The following is a 25,843-nucleotide window of genomic DNA, read 5'->3' on the forward strand; positions in this document are numbered from 1 at the left end:
CGTCGCGCGGCTGGGCCGTGCGGCCCGCACGCGCGTTCAGAGCCGGTTGTCCTTCGCGAGCATCAGCACGCGCGCCCAGCGCTGCGCATCGCGCTTGTCCATCATCGGCAGCTTCCATTCGCCGCGCACGGCGTCGCGCACGCGCACGACGAGATGCCAGCGGCCGTCGATCGGCGCGGCCTCGCAACCGTCGAGCTGCGACAGCGTATAGCGGCCGTCCGCGCCGTCATGCGACAGCCACAGCAGCCCTTGCGTCGCGGACACGCGCAACTCGCCCCATGCGCGATGCACGATATGCGTCCAGCCTTGTTCCTTCGTGTTCGGTGCGATGTCGCGGCGGCGCTTGAGCCACCATGCGATCAGTGCGATCAGGAGCGCGGCGGCCAGCACGGCGGCCGCGATCGCGACCGGCTGGCCGAACTGCGCGGCGATGACGTGAAACAGGTGAACGGCGCCCCATCCCAGGGCGATGAGCGCGAATAGCGCAATGAAAATCGGCATGTCGAATCGGAAAGGAGGACGGGCCGGCGCATGCAGCGCGCCGGCCCGTTGCACACGGCATTACCGGCGGCGGTGAATGTCGTGCGTGACGAAGCCCGCGTCGTTGACGGGCAGCGCGAGGCCGTCCTTCACCGCGAGCGTCTTGCGGATGTCGTCGAGACCCGCGGACCAGTGGTCGCGCATCGTCGACAGACCGAACTGATAGTCCTTGTAGTGATGCTCGTACGCTTTCTGCTGATAGATCAGATGCTGGATGTTGTACTTCTTCCCGCTCGACATCTCTTCGGCCTCGACGCACCACGGGTCGTTCTTGCGCTGCTCTTCCGGCACCTGGTCGAGCACGTGGCGCAGCACGTTGCGGTAGCGCTGTTCGCGCTGCAGCGTATCGGTGACGAAACGCGTGCGGCTCGAATACTGCACGTCCTTCGTGCGCTCGGCGACGTCGGCCATCGTGCGCGGCAGCGGCCCGCGCGCGCTCCACAGATCGACCTGGAACGCGAGCGTGTCGCGGCGCGGCCGGGCGCGGAGTACTTCCATCAGCGGCGTGTTCGACACGACGCCGCCGTCCCAGTAGTACTCGCCGTCGATCTCGACGGGCGGGAACGCGGGCGGCAACGCACCGGACGCCATGAAATGCTCGGGCGCGAGACGGATGCGCGAGTTGTCGAAGTACACGAAGTTGCCGGTGCCGACGTTGACCGCGCCGACCGACACGCGCGTCTCGCCCGAATTGATCCGGTCGAAGTCGCACAGTTTCAGCAGCGTCGTGCGCAGCGCCGACGTGTCGTACCAGCTGATTTTTTCCGGATGGTCGGACACGCCGGGCAGCGGCGGCGGAAAGCGCGGCACGAAGAAGCCCTGCTGGCCCTGCATCATCGCGCTGGCGGCCTGCGACGCGGTGAAGAACGTGCGGATTTGATCGATGCTGTTGAACAGCGCGAATTCGAACGCGGCCGGAATCGCCGGAAAGAACGCCGGCTGGCAGATCGTTTCCCAGAATTCGCGCAGGCGCTCGACGCGATGCTCGGGCGCGTTGCCGGCGATCAGCGCGGTATTGAGCGCGCCGATCGAGATGCCCGCGATCCAGTCGAGCGGAATGCCTGCTTCATGCAGCCCTTCGAATACGCCGGCCTGATACGCGCCGAGCGCGCCGCCGCCTTGCAGGACGAGCGCGATCGTTTCGTACGGCAGCGACCGCGCAGCGGCCGGCGCACCGGCTTCGTGGTGCAGGTCCGCCGCATCGACGGCCTGCTTTTCTGTACGCGCGTGCGGTTTCATCAGTTGCTCCGAGAAATCCCGCCGTGGACGGCGGTGATGGAGGGCGTGGCGTCGATCGCCGACGGCACGCCATCGCAGGAATGACGGCGGCGCGGAAAAGCGCCTGCCGTCGGGGAAGCGTCGGCGTTACTGCATGAACCAGCCGTGGCTGACGATGAACGACTGGCCCGTGAGCGCGGCGCTCGGGAATGCCGACAGGAACAGCACCGTCTGCGCGACGTCCTGCACCGTCGTGAACACGCCGTCGACCGTGTTGCCGAGCATCACCTTCTTGATCACTTCCTCTTCGCTGATGCCGAGCTCCTTCGCCTGCTCCGGAATCTGCTTGTCGACCAGCGGCGTGCGCACGAAGCCCGGACACACGACGTGCGAGCGCACGTTGTGCTTCGCGCCTTCCTTCGCCAGCACGCGCGCCAAGCCGAGCAGCCCGTGCTTGGCCGTCACGTACGCCGACTTCAGCGGCGACGCTTCGTGCGAGTGCACCGAGCCCATGTAGATCACGACGCCGCCGCGATCGTCCTTGTACATGTGCTTGAGCGCGGCCTTCGTCGTCAGGAACGCGCCGTCCACGTGGATCGCCTGCATCTTCTTCCAGTCGGAGAACGAATAGTTCTCGATCGGGTTGACGATCTGGATACCGGCGTTCGACACGAGGATGTCGATCGAGCCGAACGCTTCGGCCACCTTGTCGATGCCGGTGTTCACGGCTTCCTCGCTGGTCACGTCCATCGCGACGCCGATCGCCTTGCCGCCTGCCTTGTTGATCTCGTCGGCGACCGCGTTCGCGCCGTCCTGGTTCAGGTCGGCGATCGCGACGGCCGCGCCTGCCTTGGCCAGCTCCAGCGCGATTTCCTTGCCGATGCCGCTCGCGGCGCCCGTGACGACGGCGGTCTTGCCATTCAGGTTGCTCATGTTCGAATTCCCGTGGTGAAAGGATTGACAGGGAGAAGGACTACGGACGTGTTACTGGGCCAGGTAATCGTAGACGACTTCGCCGAGGCCCAGCGTCAAATCCGCGACGAGGTGGCGCGCTTCGACGATCTCGAGCACGGGCAGATCGGCCACCGGCGCGAGCGCGTGCGGCGCCAGCTCGAGCGATGCGGGGCCCGTCCACGCGCCCTTCATCTTGATGTCCTGCATGTAATAGCGCACCAGTTCGCAGACGCGTGCGGTGCCGTCGACGTGCGGGATGATCTTCAGCAGGAAATTGGGGCCGGCGAGCCGCTTCGTCTGCTCGTCGATGTCGAGCTCCTTGTGCTTGTAGCCCATCGTGCCGGTCGCGACGCGCACCTTGCCGTAGTCGAGCGTGCCCAGGATGTGATCGGTGTTCACGTGCAGCGTGGGCGACGCGAGCTTCTTCGGGAAGCCCCACAGCTCGCGGCCGCCGGCGATCGGCGGGTGATCGTCGAGATACATCGCCAGCGTATAGCCGCCCGCCTGGCCGTTGTATTCGACGGGGATCACCTGGCCGCTTTCGGTGTAATCGCCGAAGCCGGTCGAATCGGCCATGCGGATGAATTCGTAATGCACGAGCGGCTCGGTGACCTGCAGCGGCTCGGGGACGATTTCGCGGAGGCGGTCCGGATCGGTGCGGTACGTGATGATCAGAAACTCACGATCGACGAAACGGTACGGGCCCATCGGGAACGCAGGGCTGGTCAACGGCATCGCAAACGCTTTCGATCGGACATCGCTGGGTTTCATGCGGACTCCTTGTTGTTGATCGCTTCGTGGATGAGTGGTCGTAATCGTATGCCTGTGCGTTGCCGTTGTGCGATGCCGCATCTGGAATTAATTGTTGCCGATTTCGAATAATTCGACGCGTAAATATTGAGATGAACGATGCAAACGGCCTGACGGCACGCCGGCCGGGCGATGGTGGCACGTGTCGATGACGCCATCATGTGAAAAAGGTGAGCCTTTACGGGAGGCGTGGTGAGCTTTTACGGGGACGTTCGCGCGGCAATATGACAATTGTGTGAACTTGTGTTGCAGTGCAGGCTCTAAGTGCGTTCACCGCTCGGCCTTGGTTCGAGCGGCTGCCGCGTTAAGCATCGCTTAAGCGGCCACGCCCTAGCATTCGTTCGCCTCCGGCCGGGCAACCGGCCGATCTTTTACGCGCCACGCAACCGGATTCATGCAGAACCTCAATCTCGCCCTCTTTTCCGCCATCAATGCCGGGGGTGCACCGCACCCGGGCGTCGCCCGCCTCGCGATCTTTGCCGCCGACTGGCTCGTCTATGCGCTGCCCGCGATGCTGCTGCTGACCTGGATCGTCGGCGCGCGTCCCGCGCGGCGCCAGGCGATCGAAGCCGGCGTGGGCGTGTGCGTGGCGCTCGCGCTCGCGCAGCTGCTCGGGCATGTGTGGTTCTCGCCGCGCCCGTTCATGGCCGGCGTCGGCACGCAGCTGATTCCGCACGCGCCGGACAGCTCGTTTCCGAGCGATCACATGACGTTCGCGTGGAGCATGGCGGTCGGGCTGCTGCTCGGCGGCACGACGCGGGTCACCGGTTTCGTGATGGCCGCGATGGCCGTCGCGATCGCATGGGGGCGTATCTATGCGGGCGTGCACTGGCCGTTCGACATGGCGGGTGGCGTGCTGGTCGGCACGGCGGGCGCGCTGGCCGCGCACCTGTACGGGCAACGCGTGACCGCGCTGCTCGAACGGCTTGGCGATTTGGTGTACGCGGCCGTGATGGGGCGCCGGCAGGCGCCGTAAGCGAAAGAAAGCGGCAGGACGCGGTCAGCCGGACGAGCCGGCTGTGCGGGCCGATTCGGCCGAGGCGGACGGGCCGCCGCCCGCGTCGTGCAGTTCGGGCGTATCGGCCGGATGCCGCGCGGCATCGCGGTCGCGGGCGCTTTCCGTCAGGATCGCGCACATCGCGACGAACAGCGCGAGAACGACTGCGGCGAGGCCGCAATAACCGGCGATCTTCAGGTGGCGAAGGAAAGGCGAAGCGTGGCTTTCTTTTGTCATGACCGGGCGCTCCTGGGCGGGCTGCGGCGGCTGTCGCCCGACAGCGGCGTCGCAGACGTAGATATATACCAGCCGCGATGCCGATGCCAAGCCCGCCGCTGCGCCGGCGCCACGATTGTTTCAGCCGCCCGGCAAGCGGGCGCCCATTCTCCGGTCAGTCTTCCAGCGTTTCGTGCACGGCCGCCGCGCCGCGTTTCCAGTAGGCCGACGCGCGGATACGCGACTTGTCGACACCGCGTTCGCCGGTCAGGTGCTGACGCACCGCGCGCATCGACAGCGCTTCGCCGGCCGCCCAGACGTAGCCGTCGCCGGACGACGGCAGCGGCAGGTCGCGCACGGCATCGAGCAGCGCGTCGCCGTTCGCCGTGTCGGCTTCGGCGCGAAAGCGCCAGATTTCATGCACGTCGGCGCGCGTATCGAACGAGATCTGCGCGGTGCGATCCGCGACTTCCAGCACGACTGCCGCCCGCGCACCGGCCGGCAATTCCTCGAGACGCCGCGCGACGGCCGGCAGCGCCGTATCGTCGCCGATCAGCAGATGCCAGTCGAAATCGGTCGGGACGACGAACGAACCGCGCGGGCCGCCGATGCCGAGCCATTGGCCGACGCGCGCCTGTGCGGCCCATTGCGAGGCAGGGCCCGGATGGTTCAACACGAATTCCAGATCGAGTTCGCAGGCGGCGCGGTCGAAGCGGCGCGGCGTGAAGTCGCGCGCGACCGGTTTGGGTTCGCCTTCCGGAAACTCGGGGCCGTTCGCGCCGAGCGTCGGCAGCGCGGGCCGCTGCGCGCCCGGTGGCGGGAAAAAGACCTTCACGTGATCGTCGAACGACGCGGATTCGAAATCGGCGAGGTCGGGGCCGCCGAGCGTGACGCGCAGCAGATGCGGCGTCACGGTATGCACGCGCAGCACCTGCAGCAGGCGGAACTTGAGGGGGTGGCGCACGCGGGTGACGGTGCGCTCGGACGTGTTCTGCATCGATCCGTTCTCCTTGAGTGGTGGGGCGGCGGCGCGGATCACGCGCCGGTGCCGCCCTCGATTTCGGCCGTCGCGCGGCGCATGATGGCCGCGATGCGGCGCTGTTCGTCGGCATCGGCGGCGCTCTTGTGCAGCAGCGCGCGCTTGAGGGCGAGACGCGCCTCGACGAATTCCGGCAGCCAGCCGGCCTGCGACTCGTCCTGCGCTTCGCTGCCCGCCGATTCGCCGGCGAACGCGCGGCGCATGAATTCCATCTTGCGAGCGAGGTGCGTGAGGCGCGCGAACAGCGTGTCGACGCGCTCGCGCTGCGCGTCGAGATGTGCGCGGCCTGCGTCGGTCAGCGCATAGCGCTTGCGGTTGCCTTCCGCTTGCGACGCGACGAAGCCGACTTCCTCGAGATACGTGAGCGCCGGATACACCATGCCGGGGCTCGGGCTGTAAAAACCGTTCGAGCGCGTGTCGAGCGCCTTGATCAGTTCGTAGCCGTGGCTCGGCTGTTCGGCCAGCAGCGCGAGCAGCAGCAGCTGGAGATCGTCGGAGCTGAACTGGCGGCCGCGCGGCATGCCGTCGTCGCCGAAATCGCCAAAGCCGCCGCGCCCGCCCCGGCCGCCGAACGGGCCGCCACCGAACCCATCGTGACCGCGACGGTGGCGGCCGATCGCGTACCAGAGACCGGCGAACCAGTCGGGGCGGGCATGCGCACCATGACCGTCGCATCGGGCATGGCCGCGGAAGTGGTTGTGTCGCATGATCGTGTCCTATATGTCGTAAAACATATCTAAAGATATATATCGAAAGATAGGGCGTCAAGGGGAATTATTGGGGTGGGATGGGAGTGCGGGGCGGTGCCGATTGGCGCGTTGTCGGGTCTCAATACCCAAAACGGTGTCCGAAGTCGATTTGAAGCCGGTTACGGCCACGCGCTATACCGCGATGCAGGCGCATGGGTAAGAAGGAGCCGGCGAGCTGCCCAACGCGCCGGGCTTGGCGACGTAGCGGTAGCACCGAGGTGCGCCTCGAACGCTTGAAAACGCACGACAGGGGGTCGATGCGATTGTCATGTGCGTGGTACTGGGCGATCCGCGGCTTCGCGTGGATGCTGCTCCCACGTGCCGGCAGCGTGCTTGCGGATTCAACCGCCCCTTTCCACGAACAGCGGGTCGATATTCGCGTTCAGGCGCTCGGCCCCGCGCCAGGTTCGGCTGTCGACGATTTCGTCGACTATCCCGACGATCATCCGTTTCCCCTCGAGCACCGCTTGCGAATGCGAGCGCGCCGTATTTTCACAGAGCGCCCAGGTGATGTACGCGCCCCGGATCGGACTCCACGAGATCGAATCTTCCCAGAACGCATTGCCGCTGACCGCGCAACATGGCGTGACGGTGTCGGCGATACCTCGCCGGGCGAGTTCCATCGAGAGATGCATCGCGTCGAGTTCGAACAGGATGTCGAGCTCGAAGTTGCGACGGACCATCGCGTGCTCGATGGTCGAGCGGATGACGTTCTGTTTTCCCGCCAGCGCGAGTTTGCGATCGCCGAGACGCGCCAACGGCACCGCCTTGTCGGGCCTCAAGCCGGCGTCCCTGGCGCTCACGAGAACGAGGGGCTCCCGAACGAGGGGTGTATGGACATAGCCCTGCGGCGGCGACGCTTCGAACGGGACGATAGCGAGATCCAGCATGCCGGAATGCATGACGTCGCGCAGCTCGTGGCTCACGCCCTCGTGAACACGAAGCCTCACGCGCGGATAGTCGGCGACCAACCGCGCCACGAAATTCGTTGTGAAGAGATTGCGCCAGGACGGTGCGACGCCTATCGCCAACTGGCCCGCGGCGCGGTCGCCGACCTGCTCGACCAGGGAGGTCAACTGACGAAGAATGGGTCTTGCTCGCTCCGCCAGCAGCATGCCGGCCTCGGTCGGCTGAACGCCGCCGCGCGTTCGCGTAAAGAGCTTCGCGCGAAGTTGATGCTCGAGCAGCGCGATGTGGCGCGACAGCGCCGGCTGGGAGAGCCTCAAGTCGATGGCGGCCTTGTTGATACTGCCGAGTTCGGCCACACGCAAGAAGTACTCGATAAGACGGGAGTCCACTGGCGCCTCCGTGAGTTCCGGCTCGATCCATTGCAGAAGTAAAGCTGGCGTAACGCGGTTATTCAATAAGCGGATAACGGCGATAGAAACTCCACATTATCGGGATAACGAAGTGCTCGCTAGCATTGAAGCAATCGCATACGAGGTCATCGACAGAAACAGCCCCATGGCAGCCCCTTATATCGAGCATTTCAGGAGCCTGTGCCTCCGCAGCAAGGAGGTGACGATCGCCGCACTCGGCGGGCGGAAGGGTAGCCCGTGACGGCGGCAACCACGACCCATGTCAGTTGGAGCGCCCGCCGCGGCTGGGTCGCGCTCGCCGTCGGCTATCAATGGTTTTACAACGGCGCCAATTTCCTGGCTTTCAAGGTCGCCGGGAACGCGTTGCATCCGCTGATGGTGGCGACATTGCGCTTCTCGCTTGCGGCGCTGGTCGTTGCGCCTTTCGCGCTGGCTCGCTGGCGCCGTTCGCCTGCGTCGGTCCGCGAGTCGGGTGGGGCGGCGTCGATCGGCGTCATCATGCTGGTGGCCAGCCAGGCGCTCGCGATCTGGGGCACGCATTTTCTGCCGGCAGGGGTGGCCGCGGTATTCGGTTCGTCTTCGCCGCTCTTTCTGGCGTTGTTCGCATGGGCGGTGTTTCATCGGCCGCTGAGAGGCCGTCAGGTCGCCGGGGTCGCCATCGGCTTTGCCGGTCTCGCGCTGATGGGCTGGACCTCTGCCACCGGCGGCGACTTCCGCCCGATGGGCGCCGCACTTGCGCTTGCCGGGACGGCCGCGTGGGCAGCCGGATCGCTGCTCGCGCCGCGACTGGCGTTGCCTCGCGATCCCGTCATCGGCTTGGCGATACAGCTGATATCGGCCGGTGCGGTGCTCGGCGCGATCGTCGCCGTGTCGGGGATCGCTGCGACGACGCATCTTGCGCGCGTATCGCCGGCGGCATGGGCTGCACTCGCGTTTCTCGTCGTGGCGAGCACGCTGATCGGTTACGCCGTGTTCCTGACGCTCAACGCCCGGGTCTCGACGACGCTCGCCAACACCTTCAACTATGCGGCGCCGGTGATCGCGCTGGGTCTCTCGGCGCTTTTGCTGCACGAGCCGTTGACGCGCGTGAAGCTGATGGCCGGCGGCATCGCGTTGGTGGGTGTGGCGCTGATGATCGAACGCAAGTAGCCCGGCGAACGGCAGCCCTTTCGCCTTCGGCAAACCTCTGAAATCAACCGGAGCTTCGGATCATGACGGAGACATCTCGACACTCGCTGGTATCGCGCACGCTCGACGTGACGGGTCGGCCGACGCACTATCTCGAGAGCGGGCCGGCCGAGGGACCGCCGATATTTTTTCTGCATGGCTGGCCGAGCTTGAGCTTGATGTGGCGCGCCCAGATGGAGGCCTTTGCCGCCGACGGCTGGCACTGCGTTGCGCCGGATCTGCGCGGCTACGGCGGCTCTTTTGCGCCTGAAGCCCACGACGCCTATACCATCGAGGCCGTTGTGAAGGACATGACCGAACTCCACGATCATCTCGGCGGCGAGCCTGCGATCTGGGTGGGGCACGATTGGGGTAGCGTCGTGGCCGCCGAGTTGTCCGCACATGAGCGCGAGCGCAGCCGTGGCGTCGTGCTGACGTCGCTGGCCTATCAACCCGACGGGCACGCGCTGAGCACGGTCGTTCCGCTGATCGACCGGACGATTTATCCTGCCGACGCGTATCCCGATGGCCAGTGGGACTACTACCGCTACTACACGACGCATTTCGACGCGGCGGTAGCCGACCTGGATGCGGACCGGACAGCATCGCTGGCGTCGATTTTTCGACCGGGCGACCCTGACGGGATCGGCAAGGTGTCGTCGAATGCGGTCGTCACGCGCAACGGAGGGCGGTTCGGTGCCGCGCATCGTGCGCCGCCGACTCGCCCCGATCCGGCTCTGTGGCCGCCGGCGGACTTTGACGCGCTGGTAGCGTCGTTCGATACGCATGGCTTCCGTCCCGCCTGCGCGTGGTATCTGAACGATGAGGCCAACATCGCTTACGCACGCAGCGCGCCGGATGGCGGCCGTCTGTCGCAGCCGGTACTGTTCGTCAACGGCGAATTCGATCAGATTTGCAGCATCACCGGAAATCGCCAGGGCGACCCCATGCGTGCGGCATGCGCGGACCTGACCGTGACGACGATGCCGGCGGGACACTGGTTGCCGCTGGAATGCAAGGCCCGGCACATCGAAGCGCTCCGTGCGTGGCTTCGGAGCAAGAACCTTTGATGCGGCGAGACATCGCTCGGACCGCGAACCGTAAAATGCCGGAATCAGCGCCGGCCGCGACGGCGGCGTCAGGTATCGTCAGCGACATGTGGATCCGCAGATGGGCTGGATTGATCGCATCAACGCACGATTGACCCGCTTCGCCCGCCGCCATGAGCCAGCGAGGTACATCGAGACCGATGGTGTGCGGCTGGTTTTCCCGAACGGCACGGAAAAGCGGCTGCCCTTCACTGTGCTCGTCGGCGCGCGGGCCGAACTGCGCGACATCTTCGTAGGCGACATCGTTGTCCTGATGCTGCGCTTCGACGACGGCACGCGCGTCGAGTTCGGGCAGGACGATCCGAACTGGTGGGCGCTGATGGAGGGGCTCGACCGCTCAGGCCGCATCGCCAGGCCCTCCGCCGAATGGCAGCCCGAGGTGATCGCCGCCTCGGGCGATTCTGCCGCCATCGACTTGATGTAGCGGACCTGGCGATATCGACATGCTCTGCGCCCACCTGGCGGCGAGCGGGCGTGCGATGATCCGGTGGATCCGGTGGAAACGGATCGCGATGCCTCGTCTTCGCCGCTATCGGCCGGGCCATCCGAGCTTCTGTGCCTGGTCGAGCGAGGCTCGCACGACGAGGCGATGGAAAGGCGCGATCACGCCGAGATAGGCGCGGCCCAGCAGACGATTGTAGAAGACGAGCGTAGTGAGTATCAGTTGCCGGGGCCGATCCTCGGCGGCAGGCTGCACGAGAACCGACACGCGGAAATCGAGATGGGCGTCGTCCTCGCCCAGAATGATCTCGTCTTCGTGCCGTTCGAACACGCGGAAAATACTGAGCCGGTCGTCCTTCGCGGCTTTCAGGTCGATCGTCGTTTTAAGGCCGAAGGGCCGGACGGCAATGTCGCGAACTCCCTGCAGCATGGCGATCCATTGGGGTTGTCCTGCGAAGACGTATCGCGCGAGAGATTCTGCGTCGTTGCAGGCCGTCGCCGGCAACTCCACCGAAAACGCGTCGACAAAATCGGCGGTGCCGTACGACCGGCTCAGCCTCGAGGTCGCCGGCGGGCCGACCTGCTCGGCCTTTTTCGGTTGCTTCTGCATGCCCACTCTCCATGCACTCAAGTTGTCCGGCTGCCTCGGCGCGCCCCGAATGGACGCAGTCGGGAGAATAAGCGCGACGTGCTCCTGCTCGAGCCGAAGCAAACCCAACGTAGTGGTCCGGCAACGAGCATCGGGCCGGATCACCCCTCCGGCGCGGCCCACCTTTGGCCGCTGACCTCTGCCAGCGCTTCGAATACAGCCGGCGTGCGTTCCAGGCGGGCGATCGTTCGTGCGCCTTCGAGGGCGGCCACCAATGCGGCTGCGGCAGAGGACGCGCGCGCGGGAGCGAAACCGCACCCCCTGAAATGCGCCGCAATAATCGCGGTCGATTCGGCAAATCCGCGCGCCACGCGTTGGGTCAGCTCGGCGTCGAGCGCGGGCAGCTCATTCGCGAGATTCTGCATCAGACATCCATACTGGAAATCGGAATCGACCATTTCGGCCGCGAACGCGCTGAAAAGTCGATGAACGAAATCCAGCGCATCGCCCGCCGTACTCCCCGAGATATCCCGTAAGACAGCCATTCGCTTCGCAACATAGTTGTCGATGGCTTCTTCCGCGAGTTGCGCCTTGCCCCGTGGGAAATGAAAGTAGAACGACCCTTTAGGCGCGCCGCTTTCTTCGAGTATCTGGGTCAAGCCGGTCGCGGTGTAGCCCTGGATGCGGAATAGTCGCTCGGCCGTGGCAATGGCGCGAGCGCGCGCGTCAGTCTTGCGTGTCATGCCGACAACCTACCACGTTCCGCTTGACGTGGCTATGGTGATCGCCATAGTATGGTGATCACCATAGATCGGAGATGAGCGATGTCCCGTTATGCAATCCAGCCATCGGCATCCCGACGAGCGGTGCTGGCGATGGGCGCGGCCGGCCTGGTTGCGGCGTTACTTCGACCGGCCCGCGCAACCCCTCAGGGAGGAACTGATTTGGGCACGTCGACATATGGCGAAGGAACGCTTCCCGGCGGGGTTCGCTCACGCATGATCCACGGGGTCAACGGCCTCGATGTCCATATTCTCGAGGCCGGCTACGAAAGTCCCGGCCGGCCGCTCGCGTTGCTTCTGCACGGCTTTCCGGATCTGGCTTACGGTTGGCGGCACCTTCTCCCGATCCTGGCTGACGCCGGGTATCACGTCGTTGCGCCCGACCAGCGGGGTTTCGGGCGCACCACCGGCTGGGTGAACGACTATGATGCCCCTCTGGAGCCATTCGGTCTCCTGAATATGCCGCGCGATGCCCTCGGACTGGTTTCGGCGTTGGGATATCGGCGCACGACGATGCTCGTCGGGCACGACCTCGGCTCGCCGGTCGCGGCCTATTGCGCGCTGGCGCGACCGGACGTCTTTCCGTCGGTCGTGCTGATGAGCGCACCGTTTCCCGGGCCGCCGGCCTTTCCGTTCGACACCGCGCAAAGCGACGCACCGTCGGCTCATCCGAACACCGAGAACCAGAAGTTGGCGGCCGCGCTGGCATCGCTCGACCCGCCGAGGGAGTATTACCAGCAATACTTGAGCACACGGCAGGCGAACGACGACATGTGGCACCCGCCTCAAGGCTTGCACGCCTTTCTTCGTGCGTTCTTCCATGTCAAGAGTGCGGACTGGCCGGGAAACAAGCCGTATCCGCTGAAGGCGCGGACCGCCACGGAGCTTGCACGGATGCCCACCTATTACGTGATGGATCTCGGCAAGACGATGCCCCAGACCGTCGCGCCATTCCAGCCGTCCGCCGCCGAGGTCCGGGCCTGCAAGTGGCTCACCGAGCCGGAACTCGCGGTGTACACGGCGGAGTACGGCCGCACGGGATTTCAAGGCGCCCTGCAGGCTTATCGGGTCTTTTCCGATCCTGATCTGAACGCCGAGTTGCGCCTGTTTTCGGGCAAGACCATCGATGTCCCGTCGCTCTTCATTGGCGGAAAGAGCGATTGGGGTACCTATTCGGCGCCGGGCGCGCTCGACCTGATGAGGACGAAGGCGACGACGAGAATGAGCCGCATCGAGCTGATCGACGGCGCCGGGCACTGGATTCAGCAGGAGCAACCGGATCGGCTCGGCGAGCTGCTGCTCGCCTTCGCCAAGGAGGTCGGTGCGGCGGAGCGTGCCGGCGATTAGTTCGGGAGCGGCGGCCGTCATGGCATCGGCTTCCGGCCCCGCGGCCTTCGAACGCCGAGTGAAACGTGAAGGACGACGGACGAACGCAGCGGCCGAACCGGCGGCGCGCGTTCGTCGTCTGCCGCGCGGAGGCCGGAACGCCGGCGGCCCGCGCCGGATCAGAACCGCGTACTGAATCCGATCCGCGCGATCGACTGCAACGCGCCGCTCGACGCGCCGTCCGCGTCCATCACGCCGTTGATCTGCGCGTGGCTGCCGCGGCTTGCGCGTTGATGCACGCCCGCGACGTACACCATCGTGCGCTTGGACAGCCAGTACTGCACGGCAGCGAGCAACTGATGCGCGTGCGCGTTGTCGAGCGTATCGTTGCCTTTCATGTACGTGTAGCTCGCGCCGATCACCCATACCGGCGATGGCCGCCAGGTGGCGCCGGCTTCCGCCGACCACGCGCCCGCGCCGTTCTGCGCGTTGCGCACGGTCGTGAAGAGCGCCTTCCCCGTGACCGTGCCGACCGTGTAGTGCACACCCGCGCCCCAGTTGCGCACGCTGGTGGGCGGCAGGCCGTCGGCCGCGCCGTATTTCTGGTTCGTATAGGCAGCGCCCGCGCCGAACGGGCCGTTGTCGTAGCTGACGCCCGCACTGACCGTGTTGTTCGCGCCGATCGATCCCGCGACGTTGCCGAAGCCGTACAGCGCGCCGAAGGTCAGGCCCGACAGCGACGGGCTCGTGTACTTGACCGAATTCGCGACGCGATTGCTGCCGGCGACGCGGTCCCAGTCGAATGCGCCGGTCGGGTTGTTCGGCAGCGCGAGCCGGTCGAACGGCCCGTTGCGAAAGCCGTACAGACCGACGAGATCCTGCGCGATCTCGTTGCCGCCGGCAGCCAGCGAATCGACCATGAACTCGTACTGGTTGCCGAGTGTCAGCGTGCCGTAACGGTCGTTCTGCAATCCTACATAAGCCGTGCGCGCGAACAGCCCGCCGCCGATGATCGAGCCGTTGCCGAGCGAATACTGATTGACGAGCCGGAAGATCGCACGCGTGCCCGCGCCGAGATCCTCCTTGCCTTCGAAGCCGAGCAGGTTCGGAAAGAAGATGTTGTCGTCGAATTTCGCGCTGCCGTGGCCGCCTTGATTGCCGACGTAGCTGATGCCGGCATCCATCAGCCCGAACATCGTCACACTGCTCTGGGCGAGCGCGGCGGCCGGAAGCGTGCAGGCCGCGAGTGCCAGAAAGGTCTTTTTCGTCATCTCCAAAGTGCTCCTCACAGGGTCCGATCGAGTCGGATATTTTTAGTCGGACTACTGATTGATATGAAGAAACCCGAGCCGGGCGACCCGGCTCGTCGACAGTCGAAGAGCGCCGCGCAATGCGCATCGGCAGGTCGCGTCGATCCGCCGTGCTCGGCGTGCTAGACCGTCGAATACCCGCCGTCCACCGGTACGATCGCGCCGGTGACGAACGACGCGCCGGGCGAGCACAGGAACAGGATGACTTCCGCGACTTCGTCGGCCGTGCCCCAGCGCCCGAGCGGCGTGCGCTCGAGGATGCGGCGCGACGCCTGCGTGTCGGCCATCAGCCCGCTGCTGAGCGGCGTGTCGATCCAGCCCGGTGCGACCGCGTTCACGCGGATGCCGCGATCGGCCCACGCTTGCGCGAGCGAGCGCGTGAGTTGCGCGATGCCGCCCTTGCTCGCGCTGTACGCGGGCCTGTCCTTGCTGCCGAAGTACGTGTACATCGACGCGACATTGACGATGCTGCCGCCGTTCGCCGCCAGCGCGGGCCGCGCGGCGTCGGATGCGCGCATGACCGACGTCAGGTTCACGTTCAGCACGTGCTCGAACTGGTCCATCCGGTACTCGTCCGCGTGGCGGCTGATGCCGACGCCGTTGACGAGCACGTCGAGCAGCGGCAGCGCGGCGATCGTGCGCGTCAGGGCGGCGCCGTCGGCCACGTCGAGTTCGACGCAGCGGATGCCCGCATGCACGGGCGCATGCGGGCCGGCCGCGTCGAGCCCCAGCGCGACGACCGATGCGCCGGCCTGGGCGAAGCGCAGCGCGGTGCGCGCGCCGATGCCCGAGGTGCCGCCCGTCACGACGACCGACTGCCCGTCAAACGCCCACTGACGATTCATGCTCGACACTCCCGGTGGTGGAGGCGCGACGGGCCGGCCGCTGCGCGAGTGAAACGAGAATCTTGATCTGCGTGCGGTCGGCGAGCAGTGCGTCGAAGCCGTCGGCGACGGCATTCTCGAGCGAGACGGTGCGGGTGACGATCGACGTGAGATCGAGCGCGCCCGACGCGACGATGCGCAGGAGGTCTTCGTACGCATGCCGATAGCCGACGCTCGCGGTGAAGGTCAGCTCGTCGTTGACCGCGCGAAACGCGTCGAAACCCGCGTGCGGCATCAGGCCGACCATCACGACGCGGCCGCCCTTGCGCAGTGCCCGCATCGCCGATTCGAACGTGGCCTGCAATCCGGCCGCTTCGAAACTCGTATCGACGCCGAGCCCGCCCGTGGCCGCGCGAATCGCGTCCTGCAACGCGGACGCATCGAGCCCGCGCGCGTCGAACGCATGCGTCGCACCGAAGCGCGTGGCGGCCGCGAGCCGTTCGGGCGACACGTCGACGGCGACGATCGTCGTCGCGCCCTGCAGCTTCGCGAGCATGATCAGCAGCAGGCCGATCGGCCCGAGCCCGAACACCGCGCAGGTCTCGCCGAGGCGCAGCTCGCCGCGCCGCAGCGCGTGCAGCGCCACGGCGGCCGGTTCCATCACCGCGGCCTGTTCGAGGCTCACGCCATCGGGCAGGCGATGCAGCATGTAGGCCGGCACGACCGCGAAGTCGGCCATCCCGCCGTCGCCCATCAGCCCGGCGAAGCCCATCGACTCGCACAGGTTGTACGACCCCGAGCGGCAGTACGCGCACTGGCTGCAGCGATACTCGGGCTCGACCGCGACGCGGTCGCCCGTGCGCAGCGTCGTTACGCCTTCGCCGATCTCGACGACGGTGCCGCAGAACTCGTGGCCGAGCGTCAGCGGCGCGGTGCGGCGCGACAGAGGATGCGGCGCGTCGACCGGAATCGCGTGCGGGCCGTCCGCATATTCGTGCAGGTCGCTGCCGCAGATGCCGCAATACGCGACCGCGATGCGCACGTCGCCGGGGCCGACATGCGGCGTGTCGATTTCCACGAGACGGACGTCGCGCGGGCCATGCCATTGAAGTGCGCGCATGTCAGCGTCCTCCGAGGTTCCGCGCATCGAGGCGGCCGGCGGCGGCGCCTGCGAGCGCGCGTTTGCGCAGGACGGCCGGCGCGGTTTCGACGAGGCCGAACGACAGCACGCACGCGAGGACCGCGCCGGCGGTCGACGTCCACATCGCGAACTGCAGGCCGTACCGGTCGGCCGCGAAGCCGGCGACGGTCGGCGCGACGAAGCCGCCGATCAGCTCGCCGGCGCCCATGATCAGCCCGAGCGCGCTCGCGATCGCGTGCGGCGGCACGGTTTCGGCGGGGATCGTCGCCATGAACAGCGTGAAGCAGCCGAGGCCCGTGTACGTGACGAACACGAGCGCGCCGAGCGCCCAGACCGAGCCGACGTGGATCAGCACGACCGGGCACGCGGCCGCGATCAGCGCGAACACGATCATCGTAGGCTTGCGGCCGATCCGGTCGGAGATCGCCGGCACCGCGAAGCCCCAGAACACCCACGCGGCGCCGAGGCAGGTCATCACGACGCCCATGTCGGACGGCGACAGGTGGCGGCTTTCCACGAGGAACACCGGCGCGAACGAGATGATCACGACGAACCACGTGAGGAAGAAGCAACTGATCAGCACGCACAGCAGGATGTTGCGTTCCTTCAGCAGCGCCCAGCGGCTGACCGTCGCGCCGGCGGCGGCCGGTGCCGCGGCGATATCGGCCTGCGCGTGGCGCACGCCGCCGGGCGGTACTTCGCGCACCCAGCGCCAGATGCAGAACGCGATCAGGAAGCCGGGAATGCACGACACGTAGAACGCCTCGCGCCAGCCGTATGCGGTGGCGATGCCGATCACGACCGGCGGGCCGATCATCGCGCCGAGCAGGCCGGCGGCCGAGCCTTGCAGCAGGCCCATGTTCAGCCCCCGGCGGCTCGGCGTCGAACTCTCGACCATCAGCGATTGCGACAGCGGCAGCACGGGGCCTTCGGCGATACCCATCAGCGCGCGAAACGCGATCAGGCTCGCGAAGCCGCCGACGAGGCCCGACAGCGCCGAGCACACGGAAAAGCCGAGCACGGCCGCGATCAGCAGCGGCTTGCGCGTGCCGCGCGCGTCGGACCATGCGCCGGTGACGGCGCCCGACAGCGCCCACGTGAGCGCCAGCGCGGAAGACACCATGCCGAGCTGCGTGTTCGTCAGGTGCAGCTCGGCCGACATGAACGGAAACAGGAACGACAGCGCGAGGCGGTCGAAGAACACGAAGCCGAACGTCATGAACAGGATCAGCAGCAGCCTGTTCTCGTACGTCCATGCGGGGCGGGAGGAGGACGGGGAAATCATCGCGAGCCTCGCTGCGCGTCAGCGGAACAGCTTCTCGATCGCTTGCGCGCCGAGGCCGACCTTCTCGTAATGCGCCTTGCACATCGCGATGTACGAATGCACGTCGAAGTAGCCGTCGGGATTGCCGGCGTCGTCGAGCCAGATCAGCGGGCCCTTGACGATGAAGAACGCGCGCATCGGCTCGGGGTGATCGAACGCGACGAGCGTGTGGCCTTCGCCCGGCGTCTCGTACACGAAATCGCCGCGCGTCGCGGTCCATTCGTGTTCGAGGTAGCCCCATTTCCCCGACAGCGTGTACGCGAACACCTCGTGCGGGTGATAGTGCCGGTTCACGAGCCCGGCTTCCTTCGCCATCAGGATGTCGCACCATTTGTTCTGCGACGGCGAGATCCACAGCGGCCGCGACGAAACCGTTTCGGTGAACGGAACGTAATAGCGTTCGTCGTCGGTGGCCGCGTTCGGGATGTAGGCTTCGGGCAGCGCATCGGGCTTGAACGGATTGGCAATCGCCGGGATGTTTTGCCAGAATTCGGATACGGCTTTGTCGACCACGGTGTGTCTCCTGGTGTATGGGTGTCGTGGGCTCGACTTTAGCCAGCCGGTGCGCGCCGCTCTTGACTGGGCCGGACGAATTGCTTGACCGCGCCGGACATTGCATCGCACCAAAAACCAGACGGACCATCCCCCAATCCGTGCCGCCGCGCACGACAGGCGCCAGCAGGAGGCGACGTGACGAATTCGACCGTTTTTTCACGCACGCGAGGCTCGACCGCCGACGTGCCGGCGCGCGACAGGATGGCGTACTGGGATGCGTTCAACGCGGCGACGCTGGTCGGCCTGCGCTGCTCGTCGCTGTCGCCGGCCGGGCTCGACGTCGAGAAGACCGACATCGCGCTGCCGGGCCTCGGCATCGCCGACATCAGCGGGCAGGATCACGTGATCGAGCGCAGCCCCGCGCTGGTGCGCCAGTTACCGAAGGAGTCGCTGTTCGCGTGCCAGATCGTGAGCGGGCGCGCATATTTCATCCAGCGCGATCGATGCCTGCTCGCGGAAGCCGGCGATGTCGTCGTCTACGACACGCGCGTGCCGTATCTGTTCGGATTCCTGACGCCGATGCGGCAACTGCTGATCGACATCCCGATCGCGACATTCGACGACCGGCTCGATGCGGAACTCGCCGCGCTGCCGCTGCGGATCGCGCCGAAGCCGGGCGCGGGCGCGATGCTCGGCGCGACGTTGCGCGCGAGCGTCGAGCGATTCATGAAGACGCCGGTCGAGCGCGACGCCGAGCGGTTCGCCGAGCACACGCGCACGCTGATCGCGGAGCTCATCGACGCCGAAGTGAACGGTGCGGGTGCGTCGCGCGCGTCGCTGTCGTATCTGCTGACCGCGAAGCAGTACATCGCGACGCATCTCGGCGAACCGGGACTTGCGCCGCAGGCCGTCGCCGATGCGGTCGGGCTGTCGCTGCGGCATCTGGGCCGCCTCTTCGCGGCCGAAGGCGAGTCGATCACGCAGCACATCTGGTCGGAGCGGCTGTCGCACGCGCATCGCGAGCTGACGGATGCGCGGCTGCGCAAGACGAGCATCGGCGAGATCGCGTTTCGCTGGGGGTTTTCGAGCCAGGCGCATTTCAGCCGCGCGATCCGCGAGCGCTACGGCGCGTCGCCGATGGCGCTGCGCGACGCGGTGCGCGCGGCCGCGGAGTGATGCCGGTTTTCCGACGGTTCGGCGGCGCGGTCGACGCAAGCGGCCGTGCGAGTCAAGACATCCGTGCGGCGGTGGAGTCGGCGCTGCCGGTTCACTTCGACGAAGACGACGGCAGCGTGCCCACCGTCGTCACCGGCTTCAGGGCGCGCTGGCTTCGTCGATTCGGCGGATGTCGTCCTGATCGAGCGTGACGCGGATCGCGTCGCCGAGCACGGCGAGCTGCGCGAGCGACGTCGCGCTGGCGATCGGCGCGGTGATCGTCGGCCGCGCGATCTGCCACGCGAGCGCGATCGCGGCCGGCTGCGTGCCGTGCTTCGCCGACACCGCGTCGAGCGCGGCGAGGATGCGCAGGCCGCGTTCGTTCAGATAGCCGGCGACGCGATCGCCGCGCACGCTCTTCTTCAGGTCGGCCTCGCTGCGGTACTTGCCCGACAGGAAGCCGCTCGCGAGCGCGTAGTAGTTGACGACGCCGAGCTTCAGGTCGCGCACGACCGGCTCGAGATCGCGTTCGTAGTCGGCGCGGTCGAGCAGGTTGTATTCGGGCTGGATGACCTGATAGGCGGGCAGCCCGTCGCGCGCGCTGATCGCGGCGGCTTCGCGCAGGCGCGCGCCGCTGTAATTCGACGCGCCGATGATGCGCACCTTGCCCGCGTCGATCAGCGTTTGATAGGCGCCGAGCGTTTCTTCGAGCGGGGCCGTGTCGGCCAGATCGCGGTGCGAGAAATACAGGTCGATGTAGTCGGTCTGCAGGCGGCGCAGCGAATCGTCGACGGCTTTCAGGATGTTGTCTTTCGACAGCCCCGCGCGGGCGCCGAGCAGGCCGACCTTGGTCGCGATCACGACCTGCTCGCGCTTGCCCGAGCGCTTCAGCCACTTGCCGATGATCGTTTCCGATTCGCCGCCGTGATTGCCGGGAACCCACGCCGAATAGACGTCGGCCGTGTCGATGAAATTGATGCCGGTGTCGGCGAGCGCGTCGAGCAACGCGAACGATGCGTTTTCGTCGACGGTCCAGCCGAAGACGTTGCCGCCGAACGCGAGCGGCGAAACCTGGATGCTGGAGGTACCGAGGGTGCGATGTGCCATGTTCTGCTCCGATATCTGCAGGGTGACGGGAGGGGACTGCGCGACTGAAGCCGGTCGCGTTGAGACGGCGCAGCGCGTGGCGAGGTTCCGCTGGCGCTGCACCGACCTGCAGGTTTCGTGCTCGCGTGCCGGCATGGCGGACGACGCGACGGGATCGCGGCGGTGCGATCCGTTCGAGCGCCGGTCCGGCACGCACGAAATGTTGTAGTTATTACTGATTTTCGTGAAGGACGAGAGGAAGGCGATGGCCGCCGTGTTCGACGAGGTGGCGCAGGGGCAGGCATTCCGGAGGCGCTGGCGCTGGGGCCGGCGGAGGATTGGCGGCGGATGCAGGAAGCGACTCGAATGAAATCGCCCCGGGATGGCATGGTGCGAGGCGAGATCACGATTGCGCGCCCGCCCGTCAAGGGCAAGAGCGGCGGCATCGTGCTGGACTTTTTCCCCGACGGCGCGGTGGAAGGCGACAGGGATTCCGGAGTCGACGGCCCGGCCCCGAAGGTGACCCTTTCGAAGCGCGACGCGCGGCGCAAGCTGACCGATCGCGCGTGCCTGAAGGAAATTCCCAGTCCGTTCCATGGGCGCAAGAAGCCGCCCCGGTGGAATTGACGCTGGACGCCTGGCCGGAATCTCTCCCATTCGACGCATCGCGCGATTTCGCGCCGGTCAAGGATTCGATCCGCAGCGGGCACACTCGATCCGCTGCGGGGCGGGCAATGAAAGGAGGGACCGAAGCCTGGCGGTTCACGGCCGGCTTAGATGGCACAGGCAACGACTACGACCCGAACGACGGAATCGGCCGCGACACTTCCCTCCCTACCGCAACTGCACGGCCGCGAGAAACAGCACCATGCTGCCGATCGCGCCATCCAGCACGCGCCACGCGACGGCCTTGCGGAACCACGGGGCCAGCAATCGCGCGCCATAGCCGAGCCCGACGAACCACACGACGCTGGCCGTCATCGCGCCGATCGCGAACGCGAGCCGCCCGCCTTCCGGCTCGCGCGCGCCGGCCGTGCCGATCAGCAGGAACGTGTCGAGATACACGTGCGGGTTGAGCCACGTGAACGCGAGCGTCATCAGCACGATCGCGAGCGCGCTCTGCGGCGGCGGCGCGACCGCGTCCCCGCGCACGTCGAGCGTGTCGTGGCCCGGCTTGAACGCGCGGCGCAGCGCGTTGATGCCGAACCACGCGAGATACGCGAGGCCGACGTACAGCACCGCATGGACGAAGGTCGGATAGCGTTCGACGAGCACCGATGCGCCGCCGACGCCCGCGCCGATCAGGATCATGTCGGACAGCGCGCACAGCAGCACGATCTTGCCGACGTGCGAGCGCATGATGCCCTGGCGCAGCACGAACGCATTCTGCGCGCCGATGGTGACGATGAGCGACGCGCACAGTGCGGCGCCGTGGGAAAAAGCGAGCCAGTTCATGATGAGGGGACAGCCGTGGAAGCGGTAGACGAATGAATCGGGTAGCGCTAGTCTGCGAGCAGCACGGAAATAAGAGAAGCTAAATCACCTAATGCAGATTAAGGAAATCTAATGCTCGACTACGCGTTGCTCGATGCGCTCGCGGCCGTGATCCGCCACGGTTCGTTCGAGCGGGCGGCCAAGGAGCTGAATATCACGCCGTCGGCGGTGTCGCAGCGCGTGAAGCTGCTGGAGGAGCGGGTCGGCAGCGTGCTCGTCAAGCGCGGGCAGCCGTGCGTCGCGACCACGTCGGGCGCGCTGCTGTGCCGGCATACCGAACGCGTGCAGTTGCTGGAAGCCGAACTGGGCGGCCGGATGCCGGCGCTGCCGGGCCAGATCGCGAGCGCGTGGCCGACGTTGCGCGTGGCCGTCAACGACGACAGCGTCGCGACGTGGTTCATCGACGCGGTCGGACCGTTCTGCACGGAACGCGAGACGCTGCTCGACCTCGTGATCGACGATCAGGATTACACGGCCTCGCGCATCCGCGACGGCAGCGTGCAGGGGGCCGTGACCGCGCAGGCGGAGCCGATCCAGGGATGCCGGTCGGAGCGGCTCGGGCGGATTCGCTATCGCGCGGTGTGCGCGCCGGCGTTTTACGCACGTTATTTCGACGCGGGGATCACGCGCGATGCGCTGCGCCGCGCGCCGTGCGTGATGTTCAATCCGAAGGACGGGTTGCAGGCGCGCTTCATCCGGCGCGTGACGCGTGCGGATCTCGATCCGCCGCAGCACTGGATACCGCACGTCGCGGGCTATTTGCGCGCATGCGAAACGGGATTGGGATGGGGGATGTGCCCGGACCGGATGGTCGACCGCCAACTGGCGGCGGGTGAATTGATCGACATGTCGCGCGGGCGAACCATCGACATCGATCTGTACTGGCAGAGCTGGCGTCTGTCGATCGGCTGGCTCGACGATTTCAGCGCGGCGCTGAAGGCGCGTGCCGCGCTGTTTCTCGATTGACCGGCGACGTGACGCAAGCGGCGCGCGCCGTGCGGTGTCAGAGGTGCTGCAGGCCGTCGAAGTCGACGATCTGCACGTGGCGACCCTGCATTTCGATCAGGCCGCGCTTCTGGAACTTCGACAGCGTGCGGCTGACCGTTTCGAGCGTCATCCCGAGATAGCTGCCGATGTCTTCACGCGTCATCCGCAGGTTGAATTCCGACGGCGAGTAGCCGCGCTTCAGGTAGCGCGACGAGACGTCGAGCAGGAAAGCGGCGACGCGCTCTTCGGCGTTCAGCGAACCGAGCAGCATCGTCTGCGACGTTTCGCGCACGATCTGTTCGCTCATCAGCTTGTGCATGCGCAACTGCATCGAGCCGGCTTCCGAGCACAGCGCCTTGAGCGCGCTGTACGGAATCACGCAGACCGAGCTGTCTTCCAGCGCGACCGCGGTGCGCGGGTGCGTGTCGTCGCAGATGCCGTCGAGGCCGAGCGCTTCGCCGGCGAGGTGCAGGCCCGTGACCTGTTCGCGGCCGTCGTGGCGTGTCGCGACGGTTTTCAGCGAACCGGAGCGCACCGCGTACAGGTTGTCGAATGCGTCGCCTTCGCGGAACAGCGCTTCGCCGCGCTTGACCGGGCGTGCCGCGCAGATGACCGACTCGAGGCGGCTGAGCGCTTCGGGCGCCAGGCCCTGCGGCATGCACAGGTGCCGCATCGCGCACGACGAGCAGTGCGGGGCCTGGCGGGGAGCCCAGCTACCGGCATGGGGCGTGGCGGCGGGGCGGGTGGCGACGGGCGTCAGCATGATCGTTTACTCCGGCGTTGAATCGACGAAATCATTGTCCCACCGCAAGTTGCCGCTGTCGGGTGACAAAACGTCGCGACCGGCCACGCCCGCCGAACGCCGCTCAGGCGGCCGGCTCGTCCGCGTTGGCGGCCGCCGGAATCAGCAATACCGGCAGCGTCGCGTGGCGCACGCATTGTTCGGCGATGCTGCCGAGCACGAGGCGGCGAAAGCCGCGGCGGCCGTGCGTGCCGAGCACGAGCAGATCGGCGCCGAACGTCTTCGCGCCGTCGAGGATCAGCGACGATACGTCGTTGAGGGACGTCGCTTCGTTCAGCCGCGTTTCGCCTTTCACGCCGGCGGCCTGCATCAGCTTCGCGAAATCCTGCGCGAGCGCGTTGCCTTGCGCGACGAGTTGATCGCGCAGCACCGACGGATCGTAGCCGGGCACGTTGTAGTAGATCGCGGCGTTCTCGACGACGTAGAACGGCTGCAGCTCCGCGTCGTGCGCTTTCGCGAGCGCCAGCGCGGCATCGAACGCATGGCGGGACGTGTCGCTGCCGTCGACGGCAACCAGAATACGCTTGTACATAGTGTCTCCGAGTGGCGGGTTGAAACGCAGTCGGCCGGATGGCCGATCGGGCCGGGCAATGCTGCGAGGCAGAGTAAACCAACGGGCACGATCGTGCAGCGAGATGCCCGCCGTGCCGCGCGGCCTCGCCGTTCCTGTCGCCGTCGCGCATGGCCATGCGCGCGACGCATGCCGCACCGCGCGACGCGGGTCGTGTGTTCGGCCGCATCGTCGGCGACAACGCATGCGCACGCATCGATCCGGCACGGCGACCATGCCGATGCGCCGCACGCATCGCCATTCAATCGCATTCGCGCCGGGGCGAGCCATGACTTCGGTCAATGCATGTGCGTCGATACGATGCGCGACATGCATGACGCCGAATGCCGATGCCCATGCGCGGAATCGTTCGCGCCCGCACCATTCGAGCGCGTATCGGCGCGCGGTCGACTCGCACGCGCCGATTCACGCCATCGATCGACGGCGGCTCGCGAACGAACGATCGATTCAAACGCCGTACCGGTTATCCCGGCGCGACCGTCAACTCGATGACGCGCTCCGGCCGGCGGCCGTGGCCGGGCCAGTACGCGCTGCCGTGCATCCGGTGAACGGGACCGTACGGCGCGTCGACCGCGGGCGGCGTGTCGAAGCCTTTCTCGATCACCCTGTAGCCGGCGCGCAACGCGAACGCCGGATGATTGCCGTCGGCTCGGCTGTCGAAACCGGCGAAGCCGTCGCCGGCTTCCGGCATCGCGTTGACGAGCGACGCGTTGCTGCGCGTGACCTGGTCGGGCGAGATCGGCCCGGCTCCGGCGAGGCGCGACGCTTCGCGGTTCTTGCCGTCGGTGTCGACCGTGCTGTCGTGCGTGTCGTCGTTGTCGAGTTCGATGCTGCGCGGACGCGCGTGCGCTGTTCGAGCGGATGATTCCATCGCGGCTCTCCTGGCGGCGATACGCTCCGGATCAAAGCAAATCCCGTTCCGGGCGCGACGGGAAAAGGCGCGCGGGCGATCGCCGCGGTCGCGCGACGCGCACTGATTTGTCATGATTTATTTCAGCTAGAAGACGCGTTTTCTACAGAGTATGATTCTTTTCCTGCGAAGCGGCGACAGGGGATGAAGTCTCGCCGCCTCTGCCCGCGCCGGGGCGCCGCAGCACCCTTACAGACGGGTAGCGAACAACAAAGCAAGGGACTAGAGGTGGCGGACTCATGCAAGCGACTACTGCCTTCACGCACCGCGGTTATCTGTTGAATTGCGCGCCCGCGCGCGCCAGTGACGGTTCGTTCAAGCCCTACGTCGTGATCTCCCGATCGAGCGACGGGGAGCTCGTCGCGAACCGTTTTTTTCCGATCGAGCTCCAGTTCAACGACGAAGGCGACGCGATCGCGCACGCGCGCGACTGGGCCGTACGCTGGATCGACGCGAGCAGCATCTCGATGTGACGCCGTCGCGCCGAT

At 66.6% G+C, this 25,843-nt stretch carries 29 protein-coding genes; 9 read left to right on the top strand and 20 right to left on the bottom strand.

Going from position 1 to position 25,843, the window contains the following annotated elements; genetic code table 11:
- Positions 1–36: 36 nt before the first annotated feature.
- From WS54_RS00080 to WS54_RS00095, 4 genes are all read right to left on the bottom strand, one after another.
- Positions 37–501 carry a hypothetical protein gene (locus WS54_RS00080; protein WP_059786260.1) on the bottom strand — a complete coding sequence of 155 codons (465 nt, stop codon included), beginning with the start codon at positions 499–501 and terminating at the stop codon, positions 37–39.
- Between the two features lie 60 nt (positions 502–561).
- Positions 562–1,779 carry a patatin-like phospholipase family protein gene (locus WS54_RS00085; protein ID WP_034205797.1) on the bottom strand — a complete coding sequence of 406 codons (1,218 nt, stop codon included), beginning with the start codon at positions 1,777–1,779 and terminating at the stop codon, positions 562–564.
- Between the two features lie 126 nt (positions 1,780–1,905).
- Positions 1,906–2,691 carry a 3-hydroxybutyrate dehydrogenase gene (locus WS54_RS00090; protein ID WP_059786261.1) on the bottom strand — a complete coding sequence of 262 codons (786 nt, stop codon included), beginning with the start codon at positions 2,689–2,691 and terminating at the stop codon, positions 1,906–1,908.
- Between the two features lie 51 nt (positions 2,692–2,742).
- A complete protein-coding gene (locus WS54_RS00095; protein WP_006485181.1) occupies positions 2,743–3,483 on the bottom strand; it encodes an acetoacetate decarboxylase in 741 nt (246 codons plus the stop codon).
- Positions 3,484–3,916: 433 nt separating this feature from the next.
- Between WS54_RS00095 and WS54_RS00105 the strand changes: the two genes are divergently transcribed.
- Complete coding sequence (locus WS54_RS00105) at positions 3,917–4,498, top strand: undecaprenyl-diphosphatase (protein ID WP_059786264.1); 582 nt, start codon at positions 3,917–3,919, stop codon at positions 4,496–4,498.
- A 24-nt stretch (positions 4,499–4,522) separates the two neighbouring features.
- Here the strand turns inward: WS54_RS00105 and WS54_RS00110 are convergent, their stop codons facing one another.
- From WS54_RS00110 to WS54_RS00125, 4 genes are all read right to left on the bottom strand, one after another.
- Positions 4,523–4,756: a hypothetical protein gene (locus tag WS54_RS00110; protein ID WP_034205794.1), complete on the bottom strand. Its 234-nt coding sequence runs from the start codon at positions 4,754–4,756 to the stop codon at positions 4,523–4,525.
- 154 nt (positions 4,757–4,910) lie between these two features.
- Complete coding sequence (locus tag WS54_RS00115) at positions 4,911–5,732, bottom strand: siderophore-interacting protein (protein WP_059786602.1); 822 nt, start codon at positions 5,730–5,732, stop codon at positions 4,911–4,913.
- 38 nt (positions 5,733–5,770) lie between these two features.
- A complete protein-coding gene (locus tag WS54_RS00120) occupies positions 5,771–6,481 on the bottom strand; it encodes a PadR family transcriptional regulator (RefSeq protein WP_059786269.1) in 711 nt (236 codons plus the stop codon).
- A gap of 383 nt (positions 6,482–6,864) precedes the next feature.
- Positions 6,865–7,821, bottom strand: coding sequence for a LysR family transcriptional regulator (locus WS54_RS00125; protein WP_059786273.1), 957 nt, complete (start codon positions 7,819–7,821; stop codon positions 6,865–6,867).
- Between the two features lie 258 nt (positions 7,822–8,079).
- On the opposite strand from WS54_RS00125, the gene WS54_RS00130 reads away from it, so the two are divergent.
- From WS54_RS00130 to WS54_RS00140, 3 genes are all read left to right on the top strand, one after another.
- Positions 8,080–8,991 (top strand): DMT family transporter, encoded by a 912-nt coding sequence (locus tag WS54_RS00130; protein ID WP_059786274.1) that lies wholly within the window; start codon positions 8,080–8,082, stop codon positions 8,989–8,991.
- A 62-nt stretch (positions 8,992–9,053) separates the two neighbouring features.
- Positions 9,054–10,079 carry an alpha/beta fold hydrolase gene (locus WS54_RS00135; protein ID WP_059786279.1) on the top strand — a complete coding sequence of 342 codons (1,026 nt, stop codon included), beginning with the start codon at positions 9,054–9,056 and terminating at the stop codon, positions 10,077–10,079.
- Positions 10,080–10,179: 100 nt separating this feature from the next.
- The gene (locus WS54_RS00140) at positions 10,180–10,542 is read left to right on the top strand and encodes a hypothetical protein (protein WP_059786283.1); all 363 of its coding nucleotides are present in this window, start codon (positions 10,180–10,182) and stop codon (positions 10,540–10,542) included.
- A 105-nt stretch (positions 10,543–10,647) separates the two neighbouring features.
- Here the strand turns inward: WS54_RS00140 and WS54_RS00145 are convergent, their stop codons facing one another.
- Entirely contained in the window at positions 10,648–11,169 is a 522-nt protein-coding gene (locus tag WS54_RS00145) for a DUF2867 domain-containing protein (protein WP_059786604.1), read from the bottom strand.
- Between the two features lie 140 nt (positions 11,170–11,309).
- Complete coding sequence (locus WS54_RS00150; protein WP_059786287.1) at positions 11,310–11,891, bottom strand: TetR/AcrR family transcriptional regulator; 582 nt, start codon at positions 11,889–11,891, stop codon at positions 11,310–11,312.
- 255 nt (positions 11,892–12,146) lie between these two features.
- Here WS54_RS00150 and WS54_RS00155 point away from each other — a divergent pair, with 255 nt between their 5' ends.
- Positions 12,147–13,277, top strand: coding sequence for an alpha/beta fold hydrolase (locus WS54_RS00155; protein ID WP_059786291.1), 1,131 nt, complete (start codon positions 12,147–12,149; stop codon positions 13,275–13,277).
- 158 nt (positions 13,278–13,435) lie between these two features.
- On the opposite strand, the gene WS54_RS00160 is transcribed toward WS54_RS00155, so the two are convergent.
- The 5 genes from WS54_RS00160 to WS54_RS00180 form a co-directional block, all read right to left on the bottom strand.
- Positions 13,436–14,527, bottom strand: coding sequence for a porin (locus WS54_RS00160; RefSeq protein WP_059786294.1), 1,092 nt, complete (start codon positions 14,525–14,527; stop codon positions 13,436–13,438).
- A gap of 161 nt (positions 14,528–14,688) precedes the next feature.
- Complete coding sequence (locus tag WS54_RS00165; protein ID WP_059786298.1) at positions 14,689–15,411, bottom strand: SDR family NAD(P)-dependent oxidoreductase; 723 nt, start codon at positions 15,409–15,411, stop codon at positions 14,689–14,691.
- Positions 15,389–16,510: a 2,3-butanediol dehydrogenase gene (locus WS54_RS00170; protein ID WP_059786300.1), complete on the bottom strand. Its 1,122-nt coding sequence runs from the start codon at positions 16,508–16,510 to the stop codon at positions 15,389–15,391. The genes WS54_RS00165 and WS54_RS00170 overlap by 23 nt, the downstream gene beginning before the upstream one ends.
- Position 16,511: 1 nt before the next feature.
- Positions 16,512–17,816 carry an MFS transporter gene (locus tag WS54_RS00175; RefSeq protein ID WP_059786303.1) on the bottom strand — a complete coding sequence of 435 codons (1,305 nt, stop codon included), beginning with the start codon at positions 17,814–17,816 and terminating at the stop codon, positions 16,512–16,514.
- 18 nt (positions 17,817–17,834) lie between these two features.
- Positions 17,835–18,368, bottom strand: coding sequence for a 2,4'-dihydroxyacetophenone dioxygenase family protein (locus WS54_RS00180; protein WP_034205782.1), 534 nt, complete (start codon positions 18,366–18,368; stop codon positions 17,835–17,837).
- A 177-nt stretch (positions 18,369–18,545) separates the two neighbouring features.
- Here WS54_RS00180 and WS54_RS00185 point away from each other — a divergent pair, with 177 nt between their 5' ends.
- Positions 18,546–19,526: a helix-turn-helix domain-containing protein gene (locus WS54_RS00185; protein WP_059786307.1), complete on the top strand. Its 981-nt coding sequence runs from the start codon at positions 18,546–18,548 to the stop codon at positions 19,524–19,526.
- Between the two features lie 138 nt (positions 19,527–19,664).
- Here WS54_RS00185 and WS54_RS00190 read toward each other — a convergent pair whose 3' ends face one another.
- A complete protein-coding gene (locus WS54_RS00190; RefSeq protein WP_059786311.1) occupies positions 19,665–20,612 on the bottom strand; it encodes an aldo/keto reductase in 948 nt (315 codons plus the stop codon).
- Positions 20,613–20,939: 327 nt separating this feature from the next.
- Here WS54_RS00190 and WS54_RS00200 point away from each other — a divergent pair, with 327 nt between their 5' ends.
- Entirely contained in the window at positions 20,940–21,218 is a 279-nt protein-coding gene (locus WS54_RS00200; protein ID WP_236872721.1) for a hypothetical protein, read from the top strand.
- Between the two features lie 207 nt (positions 21,219–21,425).
- On the opposite strand, the gene WS54_RS00205 is transcribed toward WS54_RS00200, so the two are convergent.
- On the bottom strand, positions 21,426–22,046 hold the full coding sequence (locus tag WS54_RS00205; protein ID WP_034205778.1) for a LysE/ArgO family amino acid transporter: 621 nt from the start codon (positions 22,044–22,046) through the stop codon (positions 21,426–21,428).
- A 111-nt stretch (positions 22,047–22,157) separates the two neighbouring features.
- On the opposite strand from WS54_RS00205, the gene WS54_RS00210 reads away from it, so the two are divergent.
- On the top strand, positions 22,158–23,051 hold the full coding sequence (locus WS54_RS00210) for a LysR family transcriptional regulator ArgP (protein WP_034205777.1): 894 nt from the start codon (positions 22,158–22,160) through the stop codon (positions 23,049–23,051).
- Positions 23,052–23,088: 37 nt separating this feature from the next.
- Here WS54_RS00210 and fnr read toward each other — a convergent pair whose 3' ends face one another.
- The 3 genes from fnr to WS54_RS00230 form a co-directional block, all read right to left on the bottom strand.
- Positions 23,089–23,835, bottom strand: coding sequence for a fumarate/nitrate reduction transcriptional regulator Fnr (fnr, locus tag WS54_RS00215; RefSeq protein ID WP_027809557.1), 747 nt, complete (start codon positions 23,833–23,835; stop codon positions 23,089–23,091).
- A gap of 103 nt (positions 23,836–23,938) precedes the next feature.
- Positions 23,939–24,406: a universal stress protein gene (locus tag WS54_RS00220; protein ID WP_059786319.1), complete on the bottom strand. Its 468-nt coding sequence runs from the start codon at positions 24,404–24,406 to the stop codon at positions 23,939–23,941.
- A 502-nt stretch (positions 24,407–24,908) separates the two neighbouring features.
- Positions 24,909–25,316, bottom strand: a complete 408-nt coding sequence (locus WS54_RS00230) for a DUF3005 domain-containing protein (RefSeq protein WP_059786321.1) — start codon at positions 25,314–25,316, stop codon at positions 24,909–24,911.
- 278 nt (positions 25,317–25,594) lie between these two features.
- Here WS54_RS00230 and WS54_RS00235 point away from each other — a divergent pair, with 278 nt between their 5' ends.
- A complete protein-coding gene (locus WS54_RS00235; protein ID WP_006480138.1) occupies positions 25,595–25,828 on the top strand; it encodes a hypothetical protein in 234 nt (77 codons plus the stop codon).
- Positions 25,829–25,843 lie beyond the last annotated feature (15 nt).

It is taken from the genome of Burkholderia sp. NRF60-BP8 (genome assembly GCF_001522585.2).
Lineage (GTDB): Bacteria > Pseudomonadota > Gammaproteobacteria > Burkholderiales > Burkholderiaceae > Burkholderia.

What these genes read in the sequence shown, in the direction of transcription:
- WS54_RS00170 (WP_059786300.1), bottom strand. Translation starts at nt 16,510, where the DNA reads ATGCGCGCACTTCAATGGCATGGCCCGCGCGACGTCCGTCTCGTGGAA.
- WS54_RS00165 (WP_059786298.1), bottom strand. Translation starts at nt 15,411, where the DNA reads ATGAATCGTCAGTGGGCGTTTGACGGGCAGTCGGTCGTCGTGACGGGC.
- WS54_RS00110 (WP_034205794.1), bottom strand. Translation starts at nt 4,756, where the DNA reads ATGACAAAAGAAAGCCACGCTTCGCCTTTCCTTCGCCACCTGAAGATC.
- WS54_RS00220 (WP_059786319.1), bottom strand. Translation starts at nt 24,406, where the DNA reads ATGTACAAGCGTATTCTGGTTGCCGTCGACGGCAGCGACACGTCCCGC.
- WS54_RS00135 (WP_059786279.1), top strand. Translation starts at nt 9,054, where the DNA reads ATGACGGAGACATCTCGACACTCGCTGGTATCGCGCACGCTCGACGTG.
- WS54_RS00190 (WP_059786311.1), bottom strand. Translation starts at nt 20,612, where the DNA reads ATGGCACATCGCACCCTCGGTACCTCCAGCATCCAGGTTTCGCCGCTC.
- WS54_RS00120 (WP_059786269.1), bottom strand. Translation starts at nt 6,481, where the DNA reads ATGCGACACAACCACTTCCGCGGCCATGCCCGATGCGACGGTCATGGT.
- WS54_RS00160 (WP_059786294.1), bottom strand. Translation starts at nt 14,527, where the DNA reads ATGACGAAAAAGACCTTTCTGGCACTCGCGGCCTGCACGCTTCCGGCC.
- WS54_RS00235 (WP_006480138.1), top strand. Translation starts at nt 25,595, where the DNA reads ATGCAAGCGACTACTGCCTTCACGCACCGCGGTTATCTGTTGAATTGC.
- WS54_RS00210 (WP_034205777.1), top strand. Translation starts at nt 22,158, where the DNA reads ATGCTCGACTACGCGTTGCTCGATGCGCTCGCGGCCGTGATCCGCCAC.
- WS54_RS00105 (WP_059786264.1), top strand. Translation starts at nt 3,917, where the DNA reads ATGCAGAACCTCAATCTCGCCCTCTTTTCCGCCATCAATGCCGGGGGT.
- WS54_RS00090 (WP_059786261.1), bottom strand. Translation starts at nt 2,691, where the DNA reads ATGAGCAACCTGAATGGCAAGACCGCCGTCGTCACGGGCGCCGCGAGC.
- WS54_RS00155 (WP_059786291.1), top strand. Translation starts at nt 12,147, where the DNA reads ATGATCCACGGGGTCAACGGCCTCGATGTCCATATTCTCGAGGCCGGC.
- WS54_RS00205 (WP_034205778.1), bottom strand. Translation starts at nt 22,046, where the DNA reads ATGAACTGGCTCGCTTTTTCCCACGGCGCCGCACTGTGCGCGTCGCTC.
- WS54_RS00080 (WP_059786260.1), bottom strand. Translation starts at nt 501, where the DNA reads ATGCCGATTTTCATTGCGCTATTCGCGCTCATCGCCCTGGGATGGGGC.
- WS54_RS00095 (WP_006485181.1), bottom strand. Translation starts at nt 3,483, where the DNA reads ATGAAACCCAGCGATGTCCGATCGAAAGCGTTTGCGATGCCGTTGACC.
- WS54_RS00175 (WP_059786303.1), bottom strand. Translation starts at nt 17,816, where the DNA reads ATGATTTCCCCGTCCTCCTCCCGCCCCGCATGGACGTACGAGAACAGG.
- WS54_RS00145 (WP_059786604.1), bottom strand. Translation starts at nt 11,169, where the DNA reads ATGCAGAAGCAACCGAAAAAGGCCGAGCAGGTCGGCCCGCCGGCGACC.
- WS54_RS00150 (WP_059786287.1), bottom strand. Translation starts at nt 11,891, where the DNA reads ATGACACGCAAGACTGACGCGCGCGCTCGCGCCATTGCCACGGCCGAG.
- WS54_RS00230 (WP_059786321.1), bottom strand. Translation starts at nt 25,316, where the DNA reads ATGGAATCATCCGCTCGAACAGCGCACGCGCGTCCGCGCAGCATCGAA.
- WS54_RS00200 (WP_236872721.1), top strand. Translation starts at nt 20,940, where the DNA reads ATGCAGGAAGCGACTCGAATGAAATCGCCCCGGGATGGCATGGTGCGA.
- WS54_RS00140 (WP_059786283.1), top strand. Translation starts at nt 10,180, where the DNA reads ATGGGCTGGATTGATCGCATCAACGCACGATTGACCCGCTTCGCCCGC.
- WS54_RS00115 (WP_059786602.1), bottom strand. Translation starts at nt 5,732, where the DNA reads ATGCAGAACACGTCCGAGCGCACCGTCACCCGCGTGCGCCACCCCCTC.
- WS54_RS00085 (WP_034205797.1), bottom strand. Translation starts at nt 1,779, where the DNA reads ATGAAACCGCACGCGCGTACAGAAAAGCAGGCCGTCGATGCGGCGGAC.
- fnr (WP_027809557.1), bottom strand. Translation starts at nt 23,835, where the DNA reads ATGCTGACGCCCGTCGCCACCCGCCCCGCCGCCACGCCCCATGCCGGT.